This window comes from Microbulbifer agarilyticus (assembly GCF_020171345.1).
In the GTDB taxonomy this organism is placed as follows: Bacteria; Pseudomonadota; Gammaproteobacteria; order Pseudomonadales; family Cellvibrionaceae; genus Microbulbifer; species Microbulbifer agarilyticus_D.
Window position 1 is genome coordinate 50772 of record NZ_JAIUZM010000001.1, and the last position, 25553, is coordinate 76324.

Annotated in this window: 23 protein-coding genes; 8 read left to right on the forward strand and 15 right to left on the reverse strand. The window is 57.1% G+C overall.

Annotated elements, in window-relative coordinates:
• Positions 1-23 precede the first annotated feature (23 nt).
• Positions 24-761 carry a TIGR04219 family outer membrane beta-barrel protein gene (locus LCM31_RS00250; RefSeq protein WP_224866556.1) on the forward strand — a complete coding sequence of 246 codons (738 nt, stop codon included), beginning with the start codon at positions 24-26 and terminating at the stop codon, positions 759-761.
• Between the two features lie 90 nt (positions 762-851).
• Here the strand turns inward: LCM31_RS00250 and aroC are convergent, their stop codons facing one another.
• Positions 852-1952: a chorismate synthase gene (gene aroC, locus LCM31_RS00255; RefSeq protein ID WP_224866558.1), complete on the reverse strand. Its 1101-nt coding sequence runs from the start codon at positions 1950-1952 to the stop codon at positions 852-854.
• 103 nt (positions 1953-2055) lie between these two features.
• Positions 2056-2988, reverse strand: coding sequence for a 50S ribosomal protein L3 N(5)-glutamine methyltransferase (prmB, locus tag LCM31_RS00260; RefSeq protein ID WP_224866560.1), 933 nt, complete (start codon positions 2986-2988; stop codon positions 2056-2058).
• A 189-nt stretch (positions 2989-3177) separates the two neighbouring features.
• Between prmB and folE the strand changes: the two genes are divergently transcribed.
• Positions 3178-3717 (forward strand): GTP cyclohydrolase I FolE, encoded by a 540-nt coding sequence (folE, locus tag LCM31_RS00265; RefSeq protein WP_010133080.1) that lies wholly within the window; start codon positions 3178-3180, stop codon positions 3715-3717.
• Positions 3718-3780: 63 nt separating this feature from the next.
• The gene (locus LCM31_RS00270; RefSeq protein ID WP_224866561.1) at positions 3781-4137 is read left to right on the forward strand and encodes a 5-carboxymethyl-2-hydroxymuconate Delta-isomerase; all 357 of its coding nucleotides are present in this window, start codon (positions 3781-3783) and stop codon (positions 4135-4137) included.
• A 19-nt stretch (positions 4138-4156) separates the two neighbouring features.
• Here LCM31_RS00270 and LCM31_RS00275 read toward each other — a convergent pair whose 3' ends face one another.
• The 8 genes from LCM31_RS00275 to LCM31_RS00310 form a co-directional block, all read right to left on the reverse strand.
• Positions 4157-5074 carry an alpha/beta fold hydrolase gene (locus LCM31_RS00275; RefSeq protein ID WP_224866563.1) on the reverse strand — a complete coding sequence of 306 codons (918 nt, stop codon included), beginning with the start codon at positions 5072-5074 and terminating at the stop codon, positions 4157-4159.
• Between the two features lie 137 nt (positions 5075-5211).
• Positions 5212-5670: a phosphohistidine phosphatase SixA gene (gene sixA, locus LCM31_RS00280; protein ID WP_224866565.1), complete on the reverse strand. Its 459-nt coding sequence runs from the start codon at positions 5668-5670 to the stop codon at positions 5212-5214.
• Positions 5671-5715: 45 nt separating this feature from the next.
• Entirely contained in the window at positions 5716-6138 is a 423-nt protein-coding gene (locus LCM31_RS00285; RefSeq protein WP_224866567.1) for a DUF4389 domain-containing protein, read from the reverse strand.
• Positions 6139-6285: 147 nt separating this feature from the next.
• Positions 6286-6564 carry a DUF4389 domain-containing protein gene (locus LCM31_RS00290; RefSeq protein ID WP_077405105.1) on the reverse strand — a complete coding sequence of 93 codons (279 nt, stop codon included), beginning with the start codon at positions 6562-6564 and terminating at the stop codon, positions 6286-6288.
• A gap of 28 nt (positions 6565-6592) precedes the next feature.
• Complete coding sequence (locus LCM31_RS00295) at positions 6593-7642, reverse strand: NAD(P)H-dependent glycerol-3-phosphate dehydrogenase (RefSeq protein WP_224866569.1); 1050 nt, start codon at positions 7640-7642, stop codon at positions 6593-6595.
• Between the two features lie 284 nt (positions 7643-7926).
• Positions 7927-9840, reverse strand: a complete 1914-nt coding sequence (gene htpG, locus LCM31_RS00300; protein WP_224866571.1) for a molecular chaperone HtpG — start codon at positions 9838-9840, stop codon at positions 7927-7929.
• Positions 9841-9973: 133 nt separating this feature from the next.
• Positions 9974-11272, reverse strand: coding sequence for a serine hydrolase domain-containing protein (locus tag LCM31_RS00305; RefSeq protein ID WP_224866573.1), 1299 nt, complete (start codon positions 11270-11272; stop codon positions 9974-9976).
• 297 nt (positions 11273-11569) lie between these two features.
• Positions 11570-12172 (reverse strand): peroxiredoxin, encoded by a 603-nt coding sequence (locus tag LCM31_RS00310; RefSeq protein WP_077405119.1) that lies wholly within the window; start codon positions 12170-12172, stop codon positions 11570-11572.
• A gap of 348 nt (positions 12173-12520) precedes the next feature.
• Here LCM31_RS00310 and LCM31_RS00315 point away from each other — a divergent pair, with 348 nt between their 5' ends.
• A complete protein-coding gene (locus tag LCM31_RS00315; RefSeq protein WP_224866575.1) occupies positions 12521-12733 on the forward strand; it encodes a bacterioferritin-associated ferredoxin in 213 nt (70 codons plus the stop codon).
• A 149-nt stretch (positions 12734-12882) separates the two neighbouring features.
• On the opposite strand, the gene LCM31_RS00320 is transcribed toward LCM31_RS00315, so the two are convergent.
• From LCM31_RS00320 to LCM31_RS00335, 4 genes are read right to left on the reverse strand one after another with little or no spacing between them, the layout of a single operon-like run.
• The gene (locus tag LCM31_RS00320; protein ID WP_224866577.1) at positions 12883-13230 is read right to left on the reverse strand and encodes a DUF1622 domain-containing protein; all 348 of its coding nucleotides are present in this window, start codon (positions 13228-13230) and stop codon (positions 12883-12885) included.
• A gap of 32 nt (positions 13231-13262) precedes the next feature.
• Positions 13263-15251, reverse strand: a complete 1989-nt coding sequence (locus LCM31_RS00325) for a thiamine pyrophosphate-dependent enzyme (protein ID WP_224866579.1) — start codon at positions 15249-15251, stop codon at positions 13263-13265.
• A gap of 5 nt (positions 15252-15256) precedes the next feature.
• Positions 15257-16126: a DUF5996 family protein gene (locus LCM31_RS00330; RefSeq protein ID WP_224866580.1), complete on the reverse strand. Its 870-nt coding sequence runs from the start codon at positions 16124-16126 to the stop codon at positions 15257-15259.
• 3 nt (positions 16127-16129) lie between these two features.
• Positions 16130-17752 carry a glutamate synthase-related protein gene (locus tag LCM31_RS00335; RefSeq protein WP_224866582.1) on the reverse strand — a complete coding sequence of 541 codons (1623 nt, stop codon included), beginning with the start codon at positions 17750-17752 and terminating at the stop codon, positions 16130-16132.
• Between the two features lie 407 nt (positions 17753-18159).
• Here LCM31_RS00335 and bfr point away from each other — a divergent pair, with 407 nt between their 5' ends.
• Positions 18160-18642: a bacterioferritin gene (gene bfr, locus LCM31_RS00340; protein ID WP_010133094.1), complete on the forward strand. Its 483-nt coding sequence runs from the start codon at positions 18160-18162 to the stop codon at positions 18640-18642.
• Positions 18643-18790: 148 nt separating this feature from the next.
• Here the strand turns inward: bfr and grxD are convergent, their stop codons facing one another.
• A complete protein-coding gene (grxD, locus tag LCM31_RS00345; RefSeq protein WP_224866584.1) occupies positions 18791-19123 on the reverse strand; it encodes a Grx4 family monothiol glutaredoxin in 333 nt (110 codons plus the stop codon).
• A 306-nt stretch (positions 19124-19429) separates the two neighbouring features.
• Here grxD and LCM31_RS00350 point away from each other — a divergent pair, with 306 nt between their 5' ends.
• The 3 genes from LCM31_RS00350 (at position 19430) to LCM31_RS00360 (ending at position 25473) form a co-directional block, all read left to right on the forward strand.
• Positions 19430-20617 carry an aspartate aminotransferase family protein gene (locus LCM31_RS00350; RefSeq protein WP_224866586.1) on the forward strand — a complete coding sequence of 396 codons (1188 nt, stop codon included), beginning with the start codon at positions 19430-19432 and terminating at the stop codon, positions 20615-20617.
• 17 nt (positions 20618-20634) lie between these two features.
• A complete protein-coding gene (argF, locus tag LCM31_RS00355; RefSeq protein WP_224866588.1) occupies positions 20635-21552 on the forward strand; it encodes an ornithine carbamoyltransferase in 918 nt (305 codons plus the stop codon).
• A gap of 957 nt (positions 21553-22509) precedes the next feature.
• On the forward strand, positions 22510-25473 hold the full coding sequence (locus LCM31_RS00360) for a ribonucleoside-diphosphate reductase subunit alpha (protein ID WP_224866589.1): 2964 nt from the start codon (positions 22510-22512) through the stop codon (positions 25471-25473).
• Positions 25474-25553: the final 80 nt, after the last annotated feature.

Below are 25553 nucleotides of genomic sequence, written 5' to 3' on the forward strand. Positions count from 1 at the left end.
AATTCAACGGGAGCGACTAAAAAATGAAAAAAATCACCCTGGCCCTTTGCGCCGCACTGGCTTCTGCCGGCGCCAGCGCCGACACTATCCTCGGTGTTGATGCCACTGCCGGTGCCTGGAAACCCTCCTACACCGGCGCAGTTGGTGTGGACAGCTACAACGTGGATGAGTTTTCCCTGGCGGAAGACAATGCCACCTTCCTGCAGGTTGCGCTGGAACACCCGATCCCGGTGATTCCAAACGTTCTGCTCGCGCACAGCAAGATTGAAACCAGCGGCATGGCCATGCTGAGCGAAGATGTCACCTTCGCCGACGAAACCTTTACCGTTGGCTCTGACGTCACCTCCGACATCAACCTGACCCACACCGATGCCACCCTGTACTACGAGATCCTCGACAACTGGGTAAACCTGGACCTGGGCCTGACCGCGCGTCAGTACAGCGGTGAGCTGACTGTAGCCACTCATGGGCTGTCTGAAAACATCGAACTGTCGGGCGTACTGCCAATGGTTTACGGGGTTGCCCGCTTCGACCTGCCGTTCACCGGCTGGTCCATCATCGCCCAGGGCAACGGTACCAGCTACAAAGGCGACAGCCACACCGACCTCACCGCCAAGGTGCGCTGGGACTTCGTTCCCGCGATCGATTTCGCCATCGAGGCCGGCTACCGCGTGATGAGCCTGGATGTACAGGAACTGGATGCTCTCCAGAGCGACCTGGAAATCAAAGGCCCCTACATCGGCCTGAACCTGCACCTGTAATTCCTGACAAACAGGCATTAACAGGCAGGCACAAAAAAGGCGGAGCGCTTTCGGCGCTCCGCCTTTTTTATTTATTCGATCTGGGTTTGATCAGGCAGACGCACCTGCCGGGATCGTTAGGGCAAACTTCACATCGCCATTCTGCGCACGCTGGCGCAGTACATGATCCACCAGTACCAGCGCCATCATCGCTTCCGCTATGGGCGTTGCGCGAATGCCGACACAGGGGTCGTGACGCCCCTTGGTGACCACCTCAATGGGGTTGCCGTTGATGTCCAGACTCTTGCCCGGAATACGCAGGCTGGAGGTCGGCTTCAGCGCAATGTGCGCGATCAACTCCTGGCCACTGGAGATTCCTCCCAGCACACCACCGGCATGATTAGACTGGAAGCCGTCTTCGGTGATTTCGTCCCGGTGCTCGGTCCCCTTCTGCTCCACCGACGCAAAACCGGCCCCGATCTCCACGCCTTTGACGGCATTGATACTCATCAGCGCGTGGGCCAGATCCGCATCCAGGCGATCAAAAATCGGCTCACCCAGGCCCGCCGGTACGCCGCTGGCATGAACAGAGATCCGCGCACCAATGGAGTTGCCCTCCTTGATCAACGCCTGCATATACGCTTCCATCTCCGGCACTTTGTCGGCATCCGGGCAGAAGAACGGGTTTTCGTTCACCTGTGACCAGTCGAGCTTGTCCACCTTGATCGGCCCCAGCTGCGACAGGTAACCGCGCACCTCAATACCGAACTGCTGCTTCAACCACTTTTTCGCGATCGCGCCCGCGGCCACGCGCATGGCGGTTTCCCGCGCCGAAGAGCGGCCACCACCGCGGTAGTCGCGCAGACCAAACTTGGCCCAGTAGGTGTAATCGGCATGGGCCGGGCGAATCTGCTCGGAGATATTGGCGTAGTCCTTGGAGCGCTGGTCGGTATTTTCGATCAGCAGACCAATCGGCGTACCGGTGGTCTTGCCCTCAAATACGCCGGAGAGGATTTTCACCTGATCCGCTTCACGGCGCTGGGTGGTGTAACGGGAGGTGCCGGGCTTGCGGCGGTCCAGCTCCAACTGAATTTCTTCCGCACTGATCTCAAGCCCCGGAGGGCAGCCATCCACAATGCAGCCCAGCGCGGGGCCGTGGCTCTCGCCAAACGTGGTGACACAGAACAGCTTGCCAAATGTATTGCCCGACATACCCGGAATTCCCTACCCCAGTGATTTATTCGATGAAAGCCGCGCATTATAGAGGAATCTGTGACGCGGCGCTTTCCAGTAGTGTAATTAGGCTGCTAGCGCCCTATTTCGCCGCTCCGGCTTCAAACATCTCCCGGCAAGCCAGCAGGTCTTCTCGCGTCAACACAAATACCCCGTGGCCGCCGTCTTCCAGTTCCGGCCAGAAGAATGGTACACGCGGATACGCCGCTTCCAGCGCCTCCCAGCTGTTGCCCACTTCGCACACCAGAATGCCCTCTGGCTGCAGGTAGTCCGGGGCCTCGAGCAGCAGGCGCCGGGTAAAATCCAGGCCATCGTCGCCGGAGCCCAGCGCCAGACCGGGCTCGGCGTGATACTCCGCCGGCATTTCCGCCAGGTCCCGCGCATCCACATACGGGGGGTTGCTTACGATCAGGTCATAACTGCAACCCTGCAACCCGGCAAACAGGTCCGACTGCACCGCGCGTACTTCATCATTCAACTGATGGCGGTTGATATTGATCTGCGCCACATCGATAGCGTCCTGCGAAATATCGCTCAGGTCCACCCGCGCCCCGGGAAAAGTATCCGCGCAGGCGATCCCGATACAGCCACTGCCACAGCACAAATCAAGTATCGCCAGCGGCTCCTGTTGCAACCAGGGCTCGAAGCGTTGGCGGATCAACTCACCAATTGGCGAGCGGGGCACCAGCACCCGCTCGTCCACGTAAAACGGCAAATCGCAGAACCAGGCCTCATTGGTCAGGTAGGGTGCGGGAACCCGGGCATTGGCGCGTTTTTCCAGTACCGCCATCACCTGCTGCCGCTCTTTCATGGTCAAGCGCGCAGATAGGATTTCCGGTTTGCTATCCACCGGCAGGTGCAGGGCATGGGTGACCAACAGGACAGCCTCATCCCAGGCATTGTCGGTACCGTGGCCAAACCACAGCTCTGCCTCATTGAAGCGGCTGGCACCCCAGCGGATAAAGTCCAGAACGGTCTGCAATTCATGCAAATCGGACTCCCGTTTCTCTATCATTAGCGATATTCCTCTATGTTTCGCGCTTTACTACCGTGTGACAAAGGCTTAGGGTAGCGCACCCCAAGGTCTCCGGAGTCAGTCTCCGGAGTCAGCCTTCGGAGAGACTACCCCACCGGCAAACCGGTGATCGAACGCCCGACTCTTTGCGTATCAAGGCGATTCGGGCGAGACGTTGGAAGCATATTGATGAAAGAACATTACGCACACATCATTGAAGCCATTGGCGAAGATCTGCAGCGCCCGGGGCTGCTCGACACCCCCAAGCGCGCCGCCAAGGCCATGCAGTATCTTACTCAGGGTTATCAGCAGACCGTAGACGAGATCGTCAACGACGCGCTGTTCCCATCGGACTGCAGTGAAATGGTGCTGGTGAAAGACATTGAGCTCTACTCACTGTGCGAACACCACTTACTGCCGTTTATCGGTAAAGCACACGTTGCCTACATTCCTGATGGCAAAGTGCTCGGCCTGTCCAAAGTGGCGCGCATTGTAGACATGTTTGCTCGCCGTTTGCAGATTCAGGAACAGCTCACCGTGCAAATCGCGGAAACTGTGCGCCAGGTAACCGGTGCCGCCGGTGTTGGCGTTATCGTTGAAGCCAAGCACATGTGCATGATGATGCGCGGTGTGGAAAAGCAGAATTCGGTGATGAAAACTTCCGCCATGCTCGGTTCTTTCCGCAGTGAGCAGGCCACCCGCAACGAATTTCTGTCTTTGATTCGTTAATTTTCAGGGCAGTTAATTCGTCACACGGTTCGGACGGTTTAGACAAAACAGGAGAGCCCGGCAATGCCGCATCTAGTGATTGAATATTCGCAAAAACTGGAAGACAGCATTTCCATTCCCGCACTGGTCAGCAACGGTCAGCAGGCCATGAATGACACCGGGCTCTTTAACGCCGGCGCGATAAAAACCCGCGCCATTCCCTTCCGGGAATTTGTGCTGGGGAAAAGCCACGAAGGCTCCAGTAACCTGTTCATTCACGCGGAAGTACGTATCCTCGAGGGGCGCACCAGCGAACAGAAAGAAGCACTGAGTGCCGCCATTTTCAACTATCTATGCGAGGCCGCGCCCGAGGTTCCGGAAATCTCTGTGGAAGTCCGGGACATGCAGAAGGCGAGCTACTCCAAGCGCGTGCCTTTCTAGATCACTCGAGCCGAAGCGCTTACCCTGACGACTCTGTACTTTGCGGGTCTTCACCGCGAAGGAAGGGCTCAAACCAGTGCGCAAGCTCTTCCTCACTGCCCTCCATATGCAGGTGGTGGCCACCGGCAAACTCGCGCAGTTCAATGCTCGGCACCTGTTCCGCCAGTGGCCGAATACGCTCAAGCATTCCCTGAATCCCCTCTTTCCCCAGTGCCAGCCGAATTGGCATGGTGGCGCGCGCGAGAAAGGCGCGTACTTGGGGCTCGTTGAGCTTGGCTACCGAAGCTGCCATTAGCTGCGGGTCATTACTCCAGGTGAAGCCCCCCTCGCACGGACGGATACCGCGCTCTACCAGTGCGCGTGCCGCATCGTCGCTCAACTTGAACAGGCCGTTCTTGCGTGCAGTCACTGCAACATCAATGGACTCGAATACGCGGCTCTTGCGGCCGCGATAACGCACACGCTGCTCGATACCCTTGCGCAGGGTGTCCGCGACTTCCTCATCCGATGCCGGCGGCGGCACCAGACCGTCAATCAGGGCAAGACGCCGCACCCGTTCGGGAAAAGTAGCCGCGGCAATGGTGCCAATTATCGCACCGCGAGAATGCGCCAGTATGGAAAACTCCTCCCACCCCAACGCATCGGCAATCGCCACTACGTCCTCAATTTCGGTCCAGATGGTGTAGTTCGCATCCCGGTGACGGTGGTAACTCTGACCGTGCCCGGCGAGATCGATGGCGACAAGATTAAGACTGTGCAGAAAAGGCGCCATGGCGTCAAAGCTGGCGCAGTTATCCAGCCAGCCGTGCAAGGCCAACACAGGTACACCTGCCGGGTTCCCCCATTGCCGGGCGGCAATGGCATTGCCCTGCACGTCCAGGACAATTTCTTTGGGCGGGGTAAAGTCGGGAGTGATTTGGGAGGATAAGGCGCTCATAAAAAACCAAAACCAGCTATCGAATGCGCCATGCTGACAGCCCGCCGCCGCCATCACAATGGCAGCAGGGTTCACGAGTTATGACCGATTGCTTGTATTAAGGGGCTGGATTGAGCGCTTAGATGAAGAAAATGGCATCAGGGTTTGTGCTGCAACCACTCGAGTTCCGCACAGTCCCACGCCCAGACATCCGCAGACAGACAGGCGAGGCTCGATGTGCCCATAGGGTGCTCTTCCGCACTGCCGCAGAGTCGATTAACCAGGCTACCTACCAGCGGCTGATGGCTGACCAGTAACACCGGAAAGTCTTTCTCATCCACTTCTGCCAGTGCATCCAGCACCGCCTGAGCCGGGGTATCACCGGTCAGCACTTCGTTGATTTCTACCGGCAAACCGAAAGTGTCAGCGACGATCTTCGCAGTCTGGCGGGTGCGCACAAACGGGCTTGCCCAGATGGTCTTTACCTGCGCGAGTTCCGAGGCGCGCTCCTTGCACACCGCCGAGACCTGGTCGCGACCGTCCTCGGTGAGGGCGCGGGTCTCGTCACTTTTACTAAAGGGTTCAGCGCGACCATGGCGCATAACAAACAACAGCACTACCTTCTCCCAATCATTTCCGGTGAGTACACCGTATACGGAGTCCTACTTTTCGTCGGCGCTGTCTTCCTTGCGAGGCGCGCTCCCGGCGTCTTTGGCAGCGGTATCGGCTGCTGAATCGCTGTCTGCCACCGAAATTACCTCGCCATCGATTTCTTCGGCACTCTCATAGGTAGAGAGATCTTCTTCCTCGGACTCCGGCCACTCCGAGAAGGGAAACGGCTTCTCTTCCGTGTTGTAGATCAGGAATTGCAGGGTTTGGTAGATATAGGAAGAAATCTGATCGCCGAGGCGGCGCAGGTTGTCATTCGCCTTGCCACTGACAATGGCAAACAGGAATTGGGCGATCACCACGGCCAGCATGACAAAGCCGGCTATTTCCAGCAGTACCGCGAAAAGCACCATGTAGATCAGGCGCAACCACTGATTGGTAGAGGTCAGGTTTTGTTTCAGTTCTTCATTGCTCATTTGGCGATCACCAGTCCTTTGTTGGGCACCAGAAATGGGAGAAGCCGGCCCCTGCCGGCCTTAGATTCAGCGGTTGAGGTTCCGCTTTTCCGGGCTCAGCGGTTCGAGAACCCTCAATATAGCCCGGATTTCTGTGTGAGCCGCAGATCAGGACTGCGGCCACTCGGAAAACGGAAACGGCTTTTCTTCCGTGTTGTAAATAAGGAATTGCAGCGTCTGGTAAATATACGAAGCAATCTGCTCACCCATGCGACGCAAATTTTCATTCGGGCCACCGGAAACAATGGCAAACAGGAACTGCAATACGATGGTCGCCAGCATCACCACACCGGCAATTTCCAACAGTATTACAAACAGCACCATAAACAGCAGACGCGTCCAGTGGTCTGCAGAGGTCAAATTCTGCTTCAGTTGTTCGTTATTCATTCACCGCCCCCAATTCAAAATAGGTAAATCAGGATTTGGCCGAATAGGCCACATCAAAGGTTTGTGCCCCGGACATCAGCTCACGGATTACCGTTGGTATCGGGGTATCTTCAAATAATATGGCGTGAATTGCAGAAACCAAGGGCATGTATACCCCCAATTCGTCGGCTTTGGCCTTAATGAGACGAACGGTGTTCACCCCTTCCGCCACCTGGCCAATTTCGGCAACCGCCTCTTCCAGTTTCTTGCCTTTACCCACCAGGTAACCCACACGGTAGTTTCGGCTCAAGTCCGAGGAGCAGGTAAGAATCAGGTCACCCACTCCGGCGAGTCCGATAAAGGTCATCGGATCGGCGCCAACTGCCTCGGCGAAGCGCATCATTTCCGCCAGCGCCCGGGTGATCAGTAAGCTGGTGGTATTTTGCCCACGCCCCAACGCCACAGCCATGCCGGTGACAATCGCGTAGATGTTCTTCAGCGCGCCGGCCAGTTCCACACCAAACACGTCGTTACTGGAATAGACGCGGAAGGTTTCCGAGTGCAGTACTTTTTGGATGGTCGCGCACAGCGTCTCGTCCTCGCTGGCAATCACCGTGGCGGTGTAATGGCCAGCGACAATCTCCTTGGCAAAGTTGGGGCCACTCAGCACCCCCACGCGCATACCCTCGGCTTCCTCTTTCAGGATGTCGCTCATCAGATGGAAGCTGTCGTGTTCGACCCCTTTGGTCAGGGAGATCAGCATGGTGCCCGGGTCGAGCATCGGTGCCGCCCGGTGTACGACTTCGCGGAAGGATTGACTGGGGATGGCGACAAACACGATCTGGCAGCCGCGCACCGCCTGTTCCAGGTCGGCGGTGATTTGCAGGTCCGGGTGCAGTGCCACACCCGGCAGATAACGCTGGTTTTCGCGCTCGGCCGTGCAGGCGGCGGCGCGCTCCGGGTCACGCATCCACTGTCGGGTGTCATGGCCGTTACCCGCCACAATATTGGCGACCGCCGTGCCAAAGCTACCGCCACCGAGAATGGCGATCGGCAAACGGGATTCCGGTGCGTTCGAGGATACGTCTGTTTGGGTCATAACGCTCTGTAGTTTTTGCTATACAGCGGGGGATTATACGGAGCCGGGCGCCAGCACCCAATGGCCATTTGGGGTTTTAAGCAGTTTTGCCAAGTTCGCCGACAAATGCTGTCCATTCGCCGCCAAATCGCGCAAAAAACCAACACAAAAAATATAGCCCAGGCCGGCCGTGCTCGATGGTACGAACCGTAAGACCGACTTATTCAGCCCGGCAAAAAGCACACATGAAAAAGGCCGGCGGGGAGCGCCCCGCCGGCCTTCCAGCAAGAACGATCAGCCGCCAGTTAGCGGTTGAGTTCCAGCAGCAGCGTGTTCAGGCGACGCACATAATCGGCCGGATCTGCCAGCTGGTTACCCGCCGCCAGGTTAGCCTGATCCATCAGAATATTGGTGAGGTCCGCAAAGCGGTCCTCATCCTGCTCCTGATCCAGACGCTGCACTAGCGGATGGCTCGGGTTCACCTCAAATACCGGCTTGGCATCTGGCAGCGCCTGGCCGGCCTGCTCGAGGATACGGCGCATCTGCAGGCCCATATCATTGTCACTGGCCACCAGGCACGCCGGAGAATCCACCAGGCGCGTAGTCGCACGCACATCTTCCACGCGCTCTTTCAGCACGTCCTTGACACGTTCAACCAGTGCGCCGGCATCTTTCTCGGCCTTTTCGCGCTCAGCCTTGTCGTCTTCATTCTCAGCTTCGCCGAGATCCAGCGCGCCTTTGGCCACATCCTGGAACGACTTGCCGTCAAACTCCTGCATATGGCCAACGAACCACTCATCCACCTGGTCGGTCAGCAGCAGCACCTCGATGCCCTTCTTGCGGAAGACTTCCAGATAAGGGGAGGACTTGGCAGTGGCGAAATTGTCCGCGCACACGTAGTAGATGTTCTTCTGCCCATCCTGCATGCGACCCACATAGTCTTCCAGTGACTGATCCTGCTTGGGGTCATCGGTGTGGGTGGTGGAGAAGCGCAGCAGTTTGGCGATTTTCTCTTTATTGGAGAAGTCTTCCGCTGGCCCTTCCTTCATCACCGAACCAAACAGATCCCAGAACTTCTGGTATTCATCCGCGTCTTTCTTCGACAGCTTGTCCAGCATGTCGAGCACACGCTTGGTCAGCGCGCTCTTGATCGCATCGGTGTTCTGGTCCTTCTGCAGGATTTCACGGGAGACGTTCAACGGCAGATCGTTGGAATCCAGCACGCCTTTTACGAAACGCAGGTACAGCGGCAGGAACTGCTCGGCGTCGTCCATGATGAAAGTGCGCTGTACGTACAGCTTCAGGCCGCGCGCGGCGTCACGCTGGTACAGGTCAAACGGTGCGCGCGCTGGGATGTACAGCAGGCTGGTGTAATCCAGCTTGCCTTCCACACGGTTGTGACTCCAGGTGAGTGGGTCATCGAAGTCGTGGGAAATGTGCTTGTAGAACTCCTTGTACTCCTCGGACTTCACCTCGGAGCGCGGACGGGTCCACAGGGCCTGGGCGGCGTTTACCGCTTCGAATTCCGGCGCCTTTTCTTCCGGCTCTTCACCCTCTGCGGCAGGCGCCTCTTCTTTCAGCATCTCTACCGGAATAGCGATGTGATCGGAGTACTTCTTGATGATGGAGCGCAGACGCCAGCCATCGGCAAATTCTTTGGCATCGTCTTTCAAGTGCAGTACCACGCGGGTACCGCGATCCGGCCACTCGACATTTTCCACGGAGTACTCGGCCTCGCCACTGCACTCCCAGTGTACGCCCTGGCTGGCATCGGCACCGGCGCGACGAGTGAAGACATCCACCTTGTCCGCCACGATAAACGCGGAGTAGAAGCCGACACCGAACTGACCGATCAGGTGGGCATCTTTCTTCTGGTCGCCGGACAGGTTCTGCATAAAGTTGGCAGTACCGGAGCGCGCGATGGTACCCAGGTTCTCAATCACCTCGTCGCGGCTCATGCCAATGCCGTTATCGGAAATGGTCAGGGTGCCGGCGTCTTTATCGAACTCGATGCGGATACGCAGGTCCGGGTCTTCCGCCAGCAATGAAGGGTTGGAGAGGGCCTCAAAGCGCAGTTTGTCTGCGGCATCGGAGGCATTGGAAACCAGCTCGCGCAAAAAAATCTCCTTGTTGGAGTACAGCGAGTGGATCATCAGGTGCAGTAACTGCTTGGCTTCGGTCTGGAAACCGTGGCTCTCTTTATGCGCCGCAACAGTCATGGAACGGTTCTCCCCTTATTCAATTCAACTACAGACAAATCGTCGTCAAGGGAAGGAATATTGGGACGTATGTGGGCAATTCAAGCGTGAACTGAAAACCCGCAACGAGAAACGTTAGCCAGACGCCAACTGATTATTTTTTCGACGCTGCCGCAGCCGCCTGAACCAGCTTTCCGTGGCCAGTGATATCGGCAATGAAATTGGCGGTGAGATCCGAGATTACCCGGGATTCCGCGTTCATCAGGATAACGATACCGACCTTGCGCTTTTCCGAGTAGGCAATGGCCGCGCGGAAACCTGCGACCCAGCCACCGTGAAACACAATTCGATCATCGCCCACGGTATACAGACGCCAGCCCAACCCGTAACCCGCATGATCGATGTAGTCCCGCCAGATGCGATGGCGCAGGTGGCGGCGGGTTTCCACCCGCTCGGTGGTAAGGTCGGCGATCACCTCGGGCGGCAGTACATCTGGATAAGCGCCCAATTGCGCCTTAAGCCACTGCCCCATATCGCTGATACTGGCATTCACCCCAGCCGCGGGCGCCGCCAGGTAATATTCCTTTTCCACCTTCACCGGGCGCCAGCCTTTACCGGTCTGGACGTGGGGGGCGGCACGATTACTGGCCGCCATAAAGCTTTCCCAGCCTAGGGAGGCGTCTCCCATCTTTAATGGGACAAAGAACCGCTGTTTCAATTGCCGGCCGTAGGGCACACCGGTCGCCTTGTGAATGACGTCTTCGATCAGGCTGAATAGCACGTTCTGGTAGCCATAACACTTGCCTGGGGCACAGTGCGGATCGATGGTGGAAAACATCGGCAGAATTTTCGACAGCGGACGGTTGTCCTCAAGATAGTTGTCGTAGGCATTCGGTGTCAGGCCCGAGGAGTGGCTCAGGAGGTGCTGCACCTGCAACTGCATGGATAGCGCAGGGGTTTTGAAGCGCAGCTCGGGCACATAGCGCACCACCTTGTCGCCCCAATTGAATTTGTTCTCATGCTCAAGCAGCGCGGCCATGCTGCCGGCAAAGGTCTTGGAAACCGACGCGAGGCGGAAAACCGTGTTTAAGGTGACCTTTTCACTCTTGCCCTTTACCCGAACACCATAGGTATCCATCGACACGATCTTATCGTGGTCCACAATCACGTAAGCGCCACCGGGGATCCCGCCCTTCTTCATCAATTGGCGGAAATAGCGATCAAACTCCCGTGCACTGGCTTCGACACTTTTCGATGAAGCAGAAGCGGACTTAGCCACCCGCCCGGGCTCGCCAAACGCATGCCCGGCAGGCGTCGCCAGTATCAACGCGGCAGCCAGCGAAACCCATAGGCCCCGCGTGCCGCTCAGTATTCTGTGAAAAATGCCCTGATACACCTGAATTACACCATGCGCCGTACTGCAATCCGCAGCGATTGCTCGCCACCCGGCCATATCGACCTAGCAAGTGATTGGCCCCAAAATGTGTGGGGGTACTCGTACTAAGACTAGCAGCCCGCTAAAAAATTCTTTAACCAGAAACATTCAGTCAAAGATTCTTCACACCCAAAATGACCCGGTAGACCGCCCACTCAGCAGAGGCCGGGCATCCTTATCAAAGTGGAACAAGCGCACATGTTAGCGTTTTTTCCATCTTTATGTGATTCACGGGAACAACAGGCACAAAAAAACCGCCTGCCGGCGGTTTTTTTACCGGGAGGGACAGTCATCCCTCCCCGCGCGAACAATGACTTACAGCTTGTCAGAGTTCTCGCTCAGGTAGGCAGCAACGCCAGACGGAGACGCGTCCATACCCTTGTCACCTTCCTGCCAGCCAGCCGGACATACTTCGCCGTGCTCCTGGTGGAACGCCAGCGCGTCAACCATACGCAGCATTTCGTCTACGTTGCGGCCCAGCGGCAGGTCGTTTACTACCTGGTGACGAACAACACCTTCTTCGTCGATCAGGAAGGAACCACGGAAAGCAACGCCAGCGTCCGCTTCCACGTCGTATGCCTGGCAGATTTCGTGCTTAACGTCAGCAACCAGCGCGTATTTAACCTGACCGATACCACCGTCGTTGATATCGGTGTTACGCCATGCGTTGTGAGAGAACTGGGAATCGATGGAAACACCGATTACCTCAACACCGCGCTTCTTGAACTCTTCAAAGCGGTGGTCAAAGGCGATCAGCTCGGAAGGGCATACGAAGGTGAAGTCCAGCGGGTAAAAGAAGATAACCGCTTTCTTACCCTTGATGGTTTCTGCCAGGTTGAACTCGTCAACGATTTCGCCGTTGCCCAGTACTGCAGCCGCTGTGAAATCCGGAGCGGGCTTGCCTACTAATACAGCCATGAGAATCTCCTCAGTGAGATAAATAATGGATTGTAGAAACGGTCACTTTATAACCAATGACTATAGAGTGACAAAAGATCGATAGGGGGCCGCTATGATACACAGGGGCTTATGGCAGTCCCATTAATTTTTTATATGGCGGCAATAGCAGACGCCACCTGTCAGCCAGCAGCAAAACCACCCGCCCTCATCCGTTGACCGAGAAGCCATCAACCGACCATGCAGTTCATATAACAAGCAGCTAGAATAATGATTGATCGATAGCAAAATCTTATTGACACTTATTCTCATTAACAATAAGATCTCTTTATCGATAAACAGTAGATCGAATTTGCACCAGGTTTCCCGATGTACATTTGTATTTGTAAAGGCATCACCGACAGTCAGATTAAAGACGCGGTTCACGATGGTTCCACCTCCATCAAGGCCCTGCGCCGTCAGCTGGGCGTTTCCTCCCAATGTGGACGCTGTGCGGAACTGACCAAGGAAATCATCGACGAGACTATGTCTGCGGGCATGCCCGCCGACGTGAATGGCGCACTGTTCTACTCCGCCGGCTAATCGGCGGCACTCCGTTTCCCTCACGCGCGACGCGATATGTCGCGCGCCCTGCGCCCCCTTTGGGAAACATTCCTATTCCACCCCCCAGCGGCTTTTCCAATAAGCGCGCTTTATTATCGTTCTGCGTTGTCTCTTCTCTCACGTCAAACCTAACTGACTTCCCCCTTCACCTGTTCGATTTCTCGATTCAGGAAAAAACCGACAATGGTGCGGATCGCAACCAGTGCGCCGAGAAACCACAGATCCTCCAGCGTGTGACTGACGACCGTGTGCAGCAAGTCAGAAATAATCAGCAGTTCCAGCGCAAACACCAGCTTGATACCAAGGTCACAGCGCGCCATCTGCAACGCAAACATACGTTCCGCATGCGAACCGGTTCTGGATGCGCGCAAGACTTCATAAACCGCGATCACAAAGCCCCACACCATAATCAATGAAGCGGTAGCTTCAATCACAAAGACAGCGCCCGCGAGAAAGGTATGGAAGTATTGCTCCATAAGGTCGCTACCCTTGATATTTCATGAGGTGATTAAACCAGGTTCGCATCGGTGATCACTTCGACCAATGCGGGCCCCGGATGCTGCAGCGCCTTCTCAAACGCTATCGGGAATTCGCTCGCCTCGGTCACCCTGAATCCCTGTGCACCACATAACTTGGCGAAGGCTGCAAAATTGGGATTGTGTAAATCGGTCTCCCACACCGGCCACTCACCGGCCCGCTGCTCCTTGGAGATCTTGCCGAGTTCCGAGTTATTCAGCAGAACATGGGTAATGTCCATGTTGTATTTCACCGCCGTGGTGAAATCCCCCAGGTACTGCCCGAAGCCACCATCACCGCTAATCGACACCACTTTCCGTCCGCGATATTCCCCCGCTTCTTGGGTCGCGGCCCAGGCCCCCATCGCCGCCGCAAATGCAAAGCCAATGGAGCCCAGATAACCCGACATCAGTACCCGCTGGCCCTTGCTCTCAAAATAGCGGCCAAATGAATAGGTGTTGTTGCCCACATCCACGGCAATCACCGCATCCTCCGGTACCAGTTCCCCGAGCCAGTGGAAAATCACCGCGGAATTCAGTCCCTTGCCCCGGTCATCCTGCACGCGGCTCTCTTTTTCCTCTCGCCAGATATGCCAACGCTGAGCAAGCTCTTGCCGTTGATCGACGGTATCCGGCGTGTCCGGCAACTTGCCGAGCACCAGCTGCGCGGTGCGACCAATATCGCCCCAGACCGGGAGGGTAACCTTGTGAAACTTCCCCAGTGCCATGCGATCAAAGTCCACCTGAATTATCGGCTTTACCGGGGTAATCCCTGTGTGATTGGAAAAAGAAGATCCGAAGGCAAGAATCAAATCGCACTTGTTCATAAACCAGCTGGCAACCGGCGTGCCGGAACGGCCGAGTACGCCCGCGGCCAGAGGATGCTGATCGGGAATCTGCCCCTTTGCCTTAAAGGTCGTCAGTACCGGCGCATTCAGTTTTTCTGCCAGGGCGATGACTTTGGACATGCCCTCGAGCGCACCATACCCTGCGATAATAATCGGGCGCTTGGCGGCCTCAATTTGGCTGACCATCTCCTGCACCACTCCCGCATCGGGTGCGATGCGTGCGGCTGCCACGCGCCCCTCGGGCCCGTCGGTCGGCTTGGCATCGCCAGCAGGCAGGGTCTGTACATCATTCGGGAAAATCAAATGCGCCACATCGCGCTCGACTATCGCATTCTTGCAGGCCAGGTTCATCAACTCGGCAAAGCGCGACGTATGCAACACGGTCTGGCTGTAGTGGGCTACCGGCGCAAACGCGGCGGTGAGATCAATGTCCTGGAAAGCACCCGGACCAAACACCTGCACATCCACTTGCCCGGTCAGCGCCAGCACCGGCGCGCGGTCCACCTTGGCATCCCACAATCCGGTGACCATATTCGTCGCACCCGGCCCGGCAATTGAAAGACAGGCGGCGGGCTTACCTGTCAGTTTGCTGTAGCCCGAGCAGGCGAAGGCGGCAGCACCTTCATGGCGAACGCCGTAGTAATTCAACCGGCCCTCTTTAGCCTCCAGCCGCAATGCATCGGCAAGGCCCAGATTCGAATGCCCCACAATGCCGAAGACACTGCGAACCCCCCAATTTGTCATGGTGCGGGCCATCACGTCTGCTGCCGTCGCTTCCCGCGCCGGCTCAGCTTCCAGCCCGATGTAAACCTCACCATCACGCACGTCGACCGGGAACAAGCGCTGTCCGGAATCCTCATGCCCGCCCGGTGAGCGACCGGTTTTTGGATCAAAATCCCAACCGTGCCAGGGACAACGCAGCCAGCACTGGCCGTCCTCGCCCACTTCGATGGAGCCCTCCCCGAGTGGCCCGCCCTGATGCGGGCAGCGATTGTCCATCGCGGTAAATTCACCATCGATATTAGTTAATGCCATCGAGTGCGTGCCGGCAGTCACCGTCTTCACGCGGCCTGGCGGCAATTCATTTACTGCCGCGACTCGCACCCATTCCAGTGATTCAATGCTGTCCGTCATTTCCGCTAACTTCCTGTATTGTTCAGGAGTCCCTGTTCACGTCCGGCGTCGAGCATTTGCTGCCAGTAGGCGCGCAGTAACTCTGCGGGATTCTCTACGGCAATAGCATCCCGGTAGCGAAGCACCGCACCACTAAAGCCTTCACTGTTCCAGTAAGCGCCACCGGCCAATGGCAGGTGTGGAAAACGCTCAGGCTGGGGATAAGCGGTAACAAAAAAGTAGGGCTCCGGTATACCGGTATCACCAAAGCTGAAACCAAAATTCAGCTGCTTATCGGAGTACTCTTCATCCGCAGGATCCTGCCCCGCTACCTTGTCTTCACCAAGCACCAGCATGGCCAGGTCGAAGTGCCCCGGCCACAGATTGATCGGGCTGGTTTCTTCAAGGATCCCGGACTGGAAATCGGCAAGCGCGGCGACGATTTCCCGCCACGCCTGGGCGAGGTCAGCGGCGACTTGTGCAGAGTAACCGGAGCGCACAACCCCATCTGCCGCGCCATGGCTTCCAGCACTGTTTTCTCCGGGGACATAGTCCGCGCCTACGCCCCCGCCAAGGAGAAAAGCCTGTAGCGCGTCGGCCAGTTGATCTGCCGTCTGGCTTCCCAGCGGTTCACTGAAACGTTCGCCGTTGGCGATTGCGGCATGAACACGATTGCCCGCCAGATCCAGTTCCAGCGCAAAGTGCACACCATCCGCGTGCAGCGGACCGGTCGCCACACCGCCCAGCGAGGGCGAGAGACACAGGTTCCACCAGTGTTTGCGACGCGGGCGACATGTTCGAATCCATCCGCCGAGTACCTGCGCATAGGCGTGGCAGGCATCACGGGTATCGGCAATCACGGCCGGTTGCAGAGATGGGAAATTGTGTGTGGACACAATTTACTCCTGAATTATCGGGGCCACACCGCCGTATTCGATGCCGGTCAGCTGCGCCATATCGGTTTTGTACGTGGTGAGGTCATCGATGGAGAAGTCACGCAGGTGGCGGTGACCCGCGGCTCGAGCCAACACCTGCATCAGGTGCACGGCAGACGTAAAGTATCGGGTCAGACGCGCCGCGGCCTCATCCACCGGCAAGCGCGCGCGCAAGTGCGGTTTTTGCGTGGCGATGCCGACCGGGCAATTGTTGGTATGACAGGCTCGCATGCCCAAACAGCCAATGGCCTGAATCGCAGCGTTGGAGACGGCAATACCATCCGCACCCAGCGCCAGCGCCTTGGCAAAGTCTGCGGGGCGGCGCAAGCCACCGGTAATAATCAGGGTCACATCGTCTGCACCACAGCGATCCAGATGACGCCGCGCCCTGGCCAGGGCGGGAATCGTCGGTACAGAAATATTATGTTTAAAAATCACCGGGGCAGCCCCGGTGCCACCGCCGCGCCCATCCAGAATGATGTAGTCCACACCAACTTCCAGCGCGGCATCAATATCCTTTTCAATTTTTTGTGCCGAGAGTTTGAAACCCACCGGAATGCCACCGGTTTTCTCACGCACTTCTTGTGCAAAATCCTGGAACTGGGCAAGGCTGGTCCACTCTGGAAAGCGCGCAGGAGAAACCGCTGGTTCACCTTCCTCAAGGCCACGCACCGAGGCAATTTTTCCACGGACTTTGTCACCGGGCAGATGCCCACCGGTGCCGGTTTTTGCCCCCTGCCCACCCTTGAAGTGGAACGCCTGGGTTTTCTTTACCTTGTCCCAGGAAAATCCGAAGCGCGCCGATGCCAGCTCATAGAAGTAGCGGGAGTTCGCCGCCTGCTCCTCCGGCAGCATCCCCCCCTCACCGGAGCAGATACCGGTACCGGCGGCCTCGGCCCCTGTCGACAGCGCTACTTTGGCTTCTTCCGATAGCGCACCGAAACTCATGTCAGATACAAACAGCGGGATCTCCAGGCGCAGCGGCTTCTTCGCCCGAGGCCCGATCACCAGATCGGTCGCTACCGGTTCATCATCCAGCAAGGGCATTTTGTGCAGCTGGGAAACCACAAACTGAATATCTTCCCATTGGGGCAGAAGGTCCCGGGAGACGCCCATCGCCTCCATCGGGCCATGGTGTCCGAGCTTTGCCAGCCCATCGTTCGCCAGCTGCCGGATGTACCCCACGTAGGGCTCATCCGTCGTACCAGTAAAATCCTGATAGGCCCCTTGGTACTCCTCGCGCTTATAGGGTTGGGGATGGGTTTGCGCCCACTCGGCAATCTCGTCCTCGTCCACAAAGACCTTGCTGCCTTCGCGCCAGGCGGTGAATTTTTTTAGCTTTTCTTCGTTGTGGTACTCACTGATACCCGAATCGAGCCGATAGTCCCACCCATGCAGGCCGCAAATCAGGTTCTGCCCTTTGACACACCCGTCGGACAACAGGGCCCCACGATGCAGGCAACGACCATAGAAAACATTAACGTCATCCGCGACGCGAATCACCACCAGATCGACACCTGCCACCAGGGCATGGGCCGGTTGACGATCTTCAAGCTCATTCCATGTTTTTATGGCGGTCTTGCGCATCTGCGGGCACTCGTTGCTGTCCTTGCTCAGGCGTCAAAAGACACACCTGAAAGATGGTTCGTGGCGGGGGAAAATAAAATTACTGTAGTGTAGTCGATACCCTCGCACGGACTCGCAGTAGGCAGATGCCGCTGATATTAAGTAGGAATCGTTTTCGTTTACCTTTACGGCTAAATTTGCTTTTAAGCCTTTATATATAGTCCCTGCGTAATTTCGCACTCAGCCTTGACTTGCCGCATTCTGCCCATCAAACTCGACCGCAATTCGCTCGGGGTTCAATGATTTTTATCAATCCGGCACCTCGAGCGGAAATCGGGACAATAAAATTGAGTGAGGGCTTCCCTGCCCCAAGTAAACGAGTTATCGCTTGAACAGGAAGCCGCAGGAAACAACATGGAGCTAACGCAATGAAAGGCGATCCAAAAGTCATCGAACACCTGAACAAAGCTCTCGGCAACGAGCTGATTGCGATCAATCAGTATTTCCTGCATTCCCGCATGTTCAAAGACTGGGGTCTGAAAGAGCTGGCGGATAAGGAATATCACGAATCCATCGACGAGATGAAACACGCCGACTGGCTGATCGAGCGGATTCTCTTCCTTGAAGGCATCCCCAACCTGCAACACCTGGGCAAACTGCTCATCGGTGAAAACACTGAAGAGATGCTGAAGTGTGACCTGCAGCTGGAGAAAAAAGCGATTCCAGATTTGCGTGACGGTATCGCCTACTGCGAGTCCATTCGTGACTACGGCAGCCGCGAATTGCTGCAACGCATCCTCGACTCTGAGGAAGAGCATGTGGACTGGCTGGAAACCCAGCTGAGCCTGATCGACAAGGTCGGCCTGCAAAACTACCTGCAGACTCAGATGGAAAAAGCTTCCGACGAATAAGCGTCGCTGCGCGGTTGCTGCCTACTAGTTAGTAGCTACTAGGTACGGCCTGCTAGAGAGCACCGCGCCATTCCGATGTTTGCAGACATAAAAAAACCGCGGTCAATGCCGCGGTTTTTTTATGGGCCGTATGAACGGAAAAGTGCAATCACTCGCCCTGTTCGGCGCTGCCTGCGGCCTCTTCAATCAACGTCTTGAGCTCGCCGCTTTCATGCATTTCCATGATGATGTCGCAGCCGCCCACCAGCTCCTGCTTAACCCACAGCTGCGGGAAAGTCGGCCAGTTGGCGTACTTCGGCAGTTCCTGGCGGATATCCGGATTCGCCAAAATATCCACATAGGCAAAACGCTGGCCACACGCCATGATCGCCTGGGAAGCGCGCATAGAGAAGCCGCACTGTGGCGCATTGGGGCTGCCCTTCATATAAAGCAGGATGTCGTTATCGGAGATCTGCTTTTTGATATTTTCCAGAGTATCCATAGTGGAAGCTAACCTCGGCTGAAAAGTCGGTTGGAAATACAAGTGACTGCGAGTGACCGCGGCTCCTGCGGTGTCGATCCGTCAACGAAAGCGCGCATTGTACCCGATTCCGATTCGATTCCCATCCGCGGCCTGCGGGAGGCCATAGGCCTCTGTTACCGGGCTCCCGCTGTGCTAGTATTGCCGGTTTCCCGGGAAAATTGCGGTCAGAAAACGCAAAAGGCGCATTTTCTGCGGTTTTCCCATTGTTCGGGGCCGGCGGATACCGGCCCACGCTTTGAGACCCACCCACAGAGGAGATATACGGTGGCCACTCCCGCACTGATGCAAAACTACGGTAACAGAACCCTGACTCTGGTCAGAGGCGAAGGTAACTACGTGTGGGATGACAACGGCCGACGATATCTCGACGCCCTCTCCGGAATTGCCGTATGCGGTCTCGGCCACTGCCATCCGGCGGTCACCCAGGCCATTCAGGAGCAGGCCAGCACCCTGTTGCACGTTTCCAACCTGTACAACATTCCCCCACAAGAACAGCTGGCGGAAAAGCTGGTGACCCAGTCGGGTATGGACAACGTATTCTTTTCCAACTCCGGTGCCGAGGCCAACGAGGCAGCCATCAAACTGGCGCGCAAGCTGGGCAACCAGCGCGGCCTCACCTGCCCGAAAATCGTGGTGACCGAGGGGGCTTTCCACGGCCGCACCCTGGCAACCCTGACCGCCACTGGCAACCCCAAGGTACAAGAGGGCTTCGCCCCCCTGCCCGAAGGTTTCTTGCGTGTTCCTTATAACGACGTCGCCGCCATCGAGAAACTGGCCGCAGAACACGAGGATATCGTTGCGATTCTGGTAGAGCCCGTGCAGGGCGAGGGCGGTATTCGCATCCCGGATGCGGATTATCTGGCGCGCCTGCGCGCACTCTGCGACAACCAGAACTGGCTGCTGATGCTGGATGAAATCCAGACCGCCAATGGTCGCAGTGGCAAGTTGTTCGCCTACCAGCATATCGACGGCCTGCTGCCTGACGTGGTCACCACCGCCAAGGGGCTCGGTAACGGCGTCCCCATCGGTGCCTGCCTTGCCCGCGGCGAAGCCGCCGCACTCTTTAGTGCGGGCACCCACGGCTCCACCTTCGGTGGCAACCCGCTTGCCTGCCGCGCCGGCCTCGCCGTGCTGGAAACACTGGAAAGCGAGTGGCTTATCGAAAGAGCCGCCAGCCTCGGCACCCAGATGCTGGATCAATTGAAAGCGGAACTAGCCGGCTGCCCACATGTTGTGGATATCCGCGGCCTGGGCCTGCTGATCGGCATTGAACTGGATCGCCCCTGCGCAGAACTGGTCGATCTGGCCCGCGCACAGGGGTTGTTGATCAACGTTACCGCTGGCAATGTATTGCGCCTGCTGCCGCCACTCACCCTGAGTGACGAAGAGTGCAGCCAAATCGCCACCACCGTCGCCGCACTGGTGCGGGATTTCGCCCAACAGGCCGCCTGAATTCGGAGGAAACCAACATGGCAGTCAGACATTTTCTCACCCTCCTCGACCTGAGCCGGGAAGAACTGCGTGCAGTTGTCGAGCGCGCGATCGAAGTAAAAGCCCTGCGCAACCAGGGTGTTACCAGCGAACCGTTTCGCGACAAAGTGCTGGGAATGATTTTTGAAAAATCCTCAACCCGTACCCGCGTGTCTTTTGAAGCGGGCATGGCACAGATGGGCGGTAGCGCACTGTTCCTGTCCCCGCGCGACACCCAGCTAGGCCGTGGCGAACCCATTGAAGACAGCGCGCGGGTCATTTCGCGCATGGTAGACATGGTGATGATCCGCACCTTCGGGCACAACGTGCTCGAGCGATTTGCCGAGTACAGCAAGGTACCGGTGATCAATGCCCTGTCCGACAGCTACCACCCCTGCCAGCTGCTCGCGGACCTGCAAACCTATGTGGAACACCGCGGCAGCCCCGAGGGCAAGGCCGTGGCGTGGGTGGGTGACGGCAACAACATGTGCCACTCCTACATCAATGCCGCATTGATGTACGACTTTGAGCTGCGCATTGCCTGCCCCGAAGGTTATGACCCGGATGAATCCATTGTTGCCCGCGCCAAAGACCGGGTGAAAATTGTGCGCACGCCACAGGAAGCGGTGAGTGGCGCCGATTGGGTAGCCACCGACGTGTGGGCCTCCATGGGCCAGGAGACCGAGCAGCAAATTCGCCTGAAAGCCTTCGAAGGGTATCTGGTCGATCACGAGCTGATGAGCCACGCCAACAGCGATGCGATCTTCATGCACTGCTTGCCCGCACACCGCGGTGAAGAAGTGAGCGGCGATCTGCTGGAAGACGAACAGATCTCGGTGGTGTGGGACGAGGCGGAAAACCGTCTGCACGCGCAGAAGGCGCTGATGGAATTCCTGCAGGAGAACAGCAACTGCTGATCGCCTTCGGATCTTTTGTATTCTGAACACCGAAGGGCGCCAGAACATTCTGGCGCCCTTTTTTGTAGCGGCTCTTCAACTGGTCACTTTTTACACTCGCAGGAGCCTCTCACGCCCCATATGGATGTACAATTTTCATCCACACCTTACCTCGCTGACAGCCAATAACTCGAAAGAGCCAAAAGCCAAAAGTGGCGCAAAAATCGACCTGACAGTGTCGGTTTGATCACACAATGTGCAACCTCGCTTGGTTATTGCCGGGCTTAATTTGAGACCCGATTACTATTAAAAAATATTCTTAAAACCCCCGCCCTACGCAATCCACTGCTCACTTTTTATACCCGCCCAGTAATGGCGGGCGCTAGCGCAAGGAAAAATCCACCGCCGCACCGGCTACCCACAAATTATCCACAAGTAACTCCAGAGTTATCCGCCTTGAATTACCCCCCCAACCGCATTATCTTGTTGCTCATTCGAGGTCGAACCCCAACATATTGGGTTTAGGTACCAGGCGAGACCCCAATTACCCTTGGGAAAACGTCGCCAGGGATTTTCCACAGCCACAATATCTTGTGTTCGACCTCTTTCGCACCAACTAGTTGGCACAGCAGGTTGTCCGTTTTAGACGCCCTCTTCTGGGCAAAAACGCGACACCCGGGCAATGCGCCCAGGCCAATCGCAGTTTCAAAGATGTACCCCACAAGAGTTACCCGAGCGAAGCTTGTACTTCGCCGCAGCTACTTGTGCCCGCGGAATCATTTTGGTTCCCCAAGAAACTGCGCTGGGCAATAAATAAGCGCCAGTGATGCAATGGCACTTAGCCAAGAACTACTAGCTAGTAGATGCGCAAATAGAAGTTGCGCAAAGAATTAAGGCCACAAGCCGAACTTGTATAAATCAAAGCAAAAACCAAAAGCAGTCGACCACGACACGCACGCACAATTTACGGAGAATTTCATGCACACAGAGACAGGGCGCCCCCAGTCTGAGCCAAACGGCACCACCAAGGAATCGGTAGCAGACCAGGCCAGCAGCAATACCTCACTGGCTGCCACTGCCCCCGGTCAGATCCGTGTTATCAAGCGCAACGGTACCGTGGTGCCTTACGCCGACAGCAAAATCTCTGTAGCCGTCACCAAGGCGTTCCTCGCCGTGGAAGGTGGTACTGCCGCAGCCTCCAGCCGTATCCACGAACGCGTGGCCGACCTGGTTTCCCATATCAGCGCTACCTTCAAGCGCCGCATGCCTTCCGGCGGCACCATTCATATTGAAGAAATTCAGGATCAGGTTGAACTGGAACTGATGCGTGCCGGCGAACACAAAATCGCGCGCGACTACGTACTCTACCGCGAAGAGCACGCGCGCCTGCGTGCCGAGAAAGAAAAAGAAAAAGCAGCGGCACCAGAAGCCGCTGCCGATACACACCCGAGCATTCGCGTAAAAGTGGAAGACGGCAGCAAAGACGGCAAGCTGGTACCGCTGGATATGGAGCGCCTGCGCACCATCGTCCGCGAAGCGTGCGAAGGCCTGACCGACGTCGACGGCGAGCTGATCCTCGGCGAAGCACTGAAGAACCTGTACGACGGTGTTTCCGAAACCGACATCAATACCGCACTGGTAATCACCGCACGTACCCTGGTTGAGCAAGAGCCCAACTACACCTACGCCACCGCCTTCCTGCTGCTGGACAAACTGCGCTCCGAAGCCCTGCGCTTCCTGGACGTGGCCGAGTCCGCAACCCAGCAGGAAATGGAAGGCCTGTACAAGCCGGCACTGGCGGCGTACGTAGCAAAAGGTATTGAACTGGAACTGCTGGACCCGGCACTGGCCAGCTTCGACCTGGAAAAACTGGGTGATGCGATCAAGCCTGAGTGCGATCACCAGTTCACCTACCTCGGCCTGCAGACCCTGTACGACCGCTACTTCATCCACAGCGATGAAATCCGCTTCGAACTGCCGCAGATTTTCTTCATGCGTGTTGCCATGGGCCTCGCCATTAATGAAGAAGACCCGAACGCCCGCGCGATCGAGTTCTACAACCTGCTGAGCTCCTTCGACTACATGAGCTCCACGCCGACACTGTTTAACGCCGGTACCCTGCGCCCACAGCTGTCCTCCTGCTACCTGACCACCGTGCCGGACGACCTGCACGGCATCTACGGTGCGATCCAGGACAACGCCATGCTGTCCAAGTGGGCCGGCGGCCTGGGTAACGACTGGACCCCTGTGCGCTCCCTCGGTTCCTACATTAAAGGCACCAACGGCAAGTCCCAGGGTGTTGTACCTTTCCTGAAAGTCGCGAACGATACCGCCGTTGCGGTAAACCAGGGTGGCAAGCGTAAAGGCGCCGTCTGTGCGTACCTGGAAACCTGGCACCTGGACATCGAAGAATTCCTCGAGCTGCGCAAGAACACCGGTGACGACCGTCGCCGTACCCACGACATGAACACCGCCAACTGGGTGCCGGACCTGTTCATGAAGCGTGTGTTTGAAGACAAAGAGTGGACCCTGTTCTCTCCGGCAGACACCCCGGACCTGCATGACCTGTTCGGCGACAAGTTTGAAGAGCGTTACAACCACTACGAGCAACTGGCTGCCGACGGCAAGCTGAAGCTGCACAAGAAAGTGCGCGCACTCGACCTGTGGCGCAAGATGCTGGGCATGCTGTTTGAAACCGGCCACCCCTGGATCACCTTCAAGGACGCCTGTAACCTGCGCAGCCCGCAGCAGCACGCCGGTGTGGTACACAGCTCCAACCTGTGCACCGAGATCACCCTGAACACCAAAGCAAACGACGAGATCGCGGTATGTAACCTGGGCTCGGTGAACCTGTCCCAGCACATCAATGATGCCGGCGAGCTCGACATCAGCAAGCTGGAAGGCACCGTCAAAACCGCGGTGCGCATGCTCGATAACGTGATCGACATTAACTACTACTCCGTAGAAACCGCGCGTCAGTCCAACATGCGCCACCGCCCGGTGGGCCTGGGCCTGATGGGCTTCCAGGACGCGCTGTACAAGGCCGGCATCTCCTATTCCAGCGATGAAGCCGTCAAATTCGCCGACACCACCATGGAAGCGATCAGCTACTACGCCATTTCCACCTCCAGTGACCTGGCGGCGGAGCGCGGCAGTTACACCAGCTACGAAGGTTCTCTGTGGAGCCAGGGCATTCTGCCGATCGACTCCATCGAAATCCTGGCCAAGAACCGCGGCGAGCAGTTCATCGATCAGGACACCAGCAGCACCCTCGAGTGGGATCTGGTGCGCAAGAAGGTTGCCAGCCAGGGCATGCGTAACTCCAACGTCATGGCCATCGCACCGACCGCGACCATCGCCAACATCACCGGTGTTTCTCAGTCCATCGAGCCCACGTACCAGAACCTGTACGTGAAATCGAACCTGTCCGGCGAATTCACCGTGGTGAACCCGTACCTGGTACACGACCTGAAAGCCCGCGGCCTGTGGGACAAAGTGATGGTCAACGACCTCAAGTACTACGAAGGCTCTGTACAGAAGATCGACCGTATCCCGGCGGATCTGAAAGCCAAGTACGCCACCGCGTTTGAAGTAGAACCGCGCTGGATCGTAGACGCCGCCAGCCGCCGTCAGAAGTGGATCGATCAGGCACAGTCCCTGAACCTCTACATCGCCGGCGCCAACGGCAAGAAGCTGGACCTGACCTACCGCATGGCCTGGTACCGGGGTCTGAAGACCACCTACTACTTGCGTGCACTGGCTGCCACCACCACGGAGAAGTCCACCGTGAACACTGGCTCCCTGAACGCAGTGAGTGCCGGCGGCGCGCCCGCGGCCAGCGCCGCTCCGGCAGCGCAGGCAGGCACTCAGGAAATGGGCGCACCGGCCGCCGTGCCGCAGGCCTGTTCTCTGGACGATCCGGACTGTGAAGCCTGCCAGTAATTGGCCGGCCCTAAATTAAAAGACTCTCGGGGGAGAGCGATCGCAGACACTCGTTTTCAGACGAAGCGTCTGCAACCAAG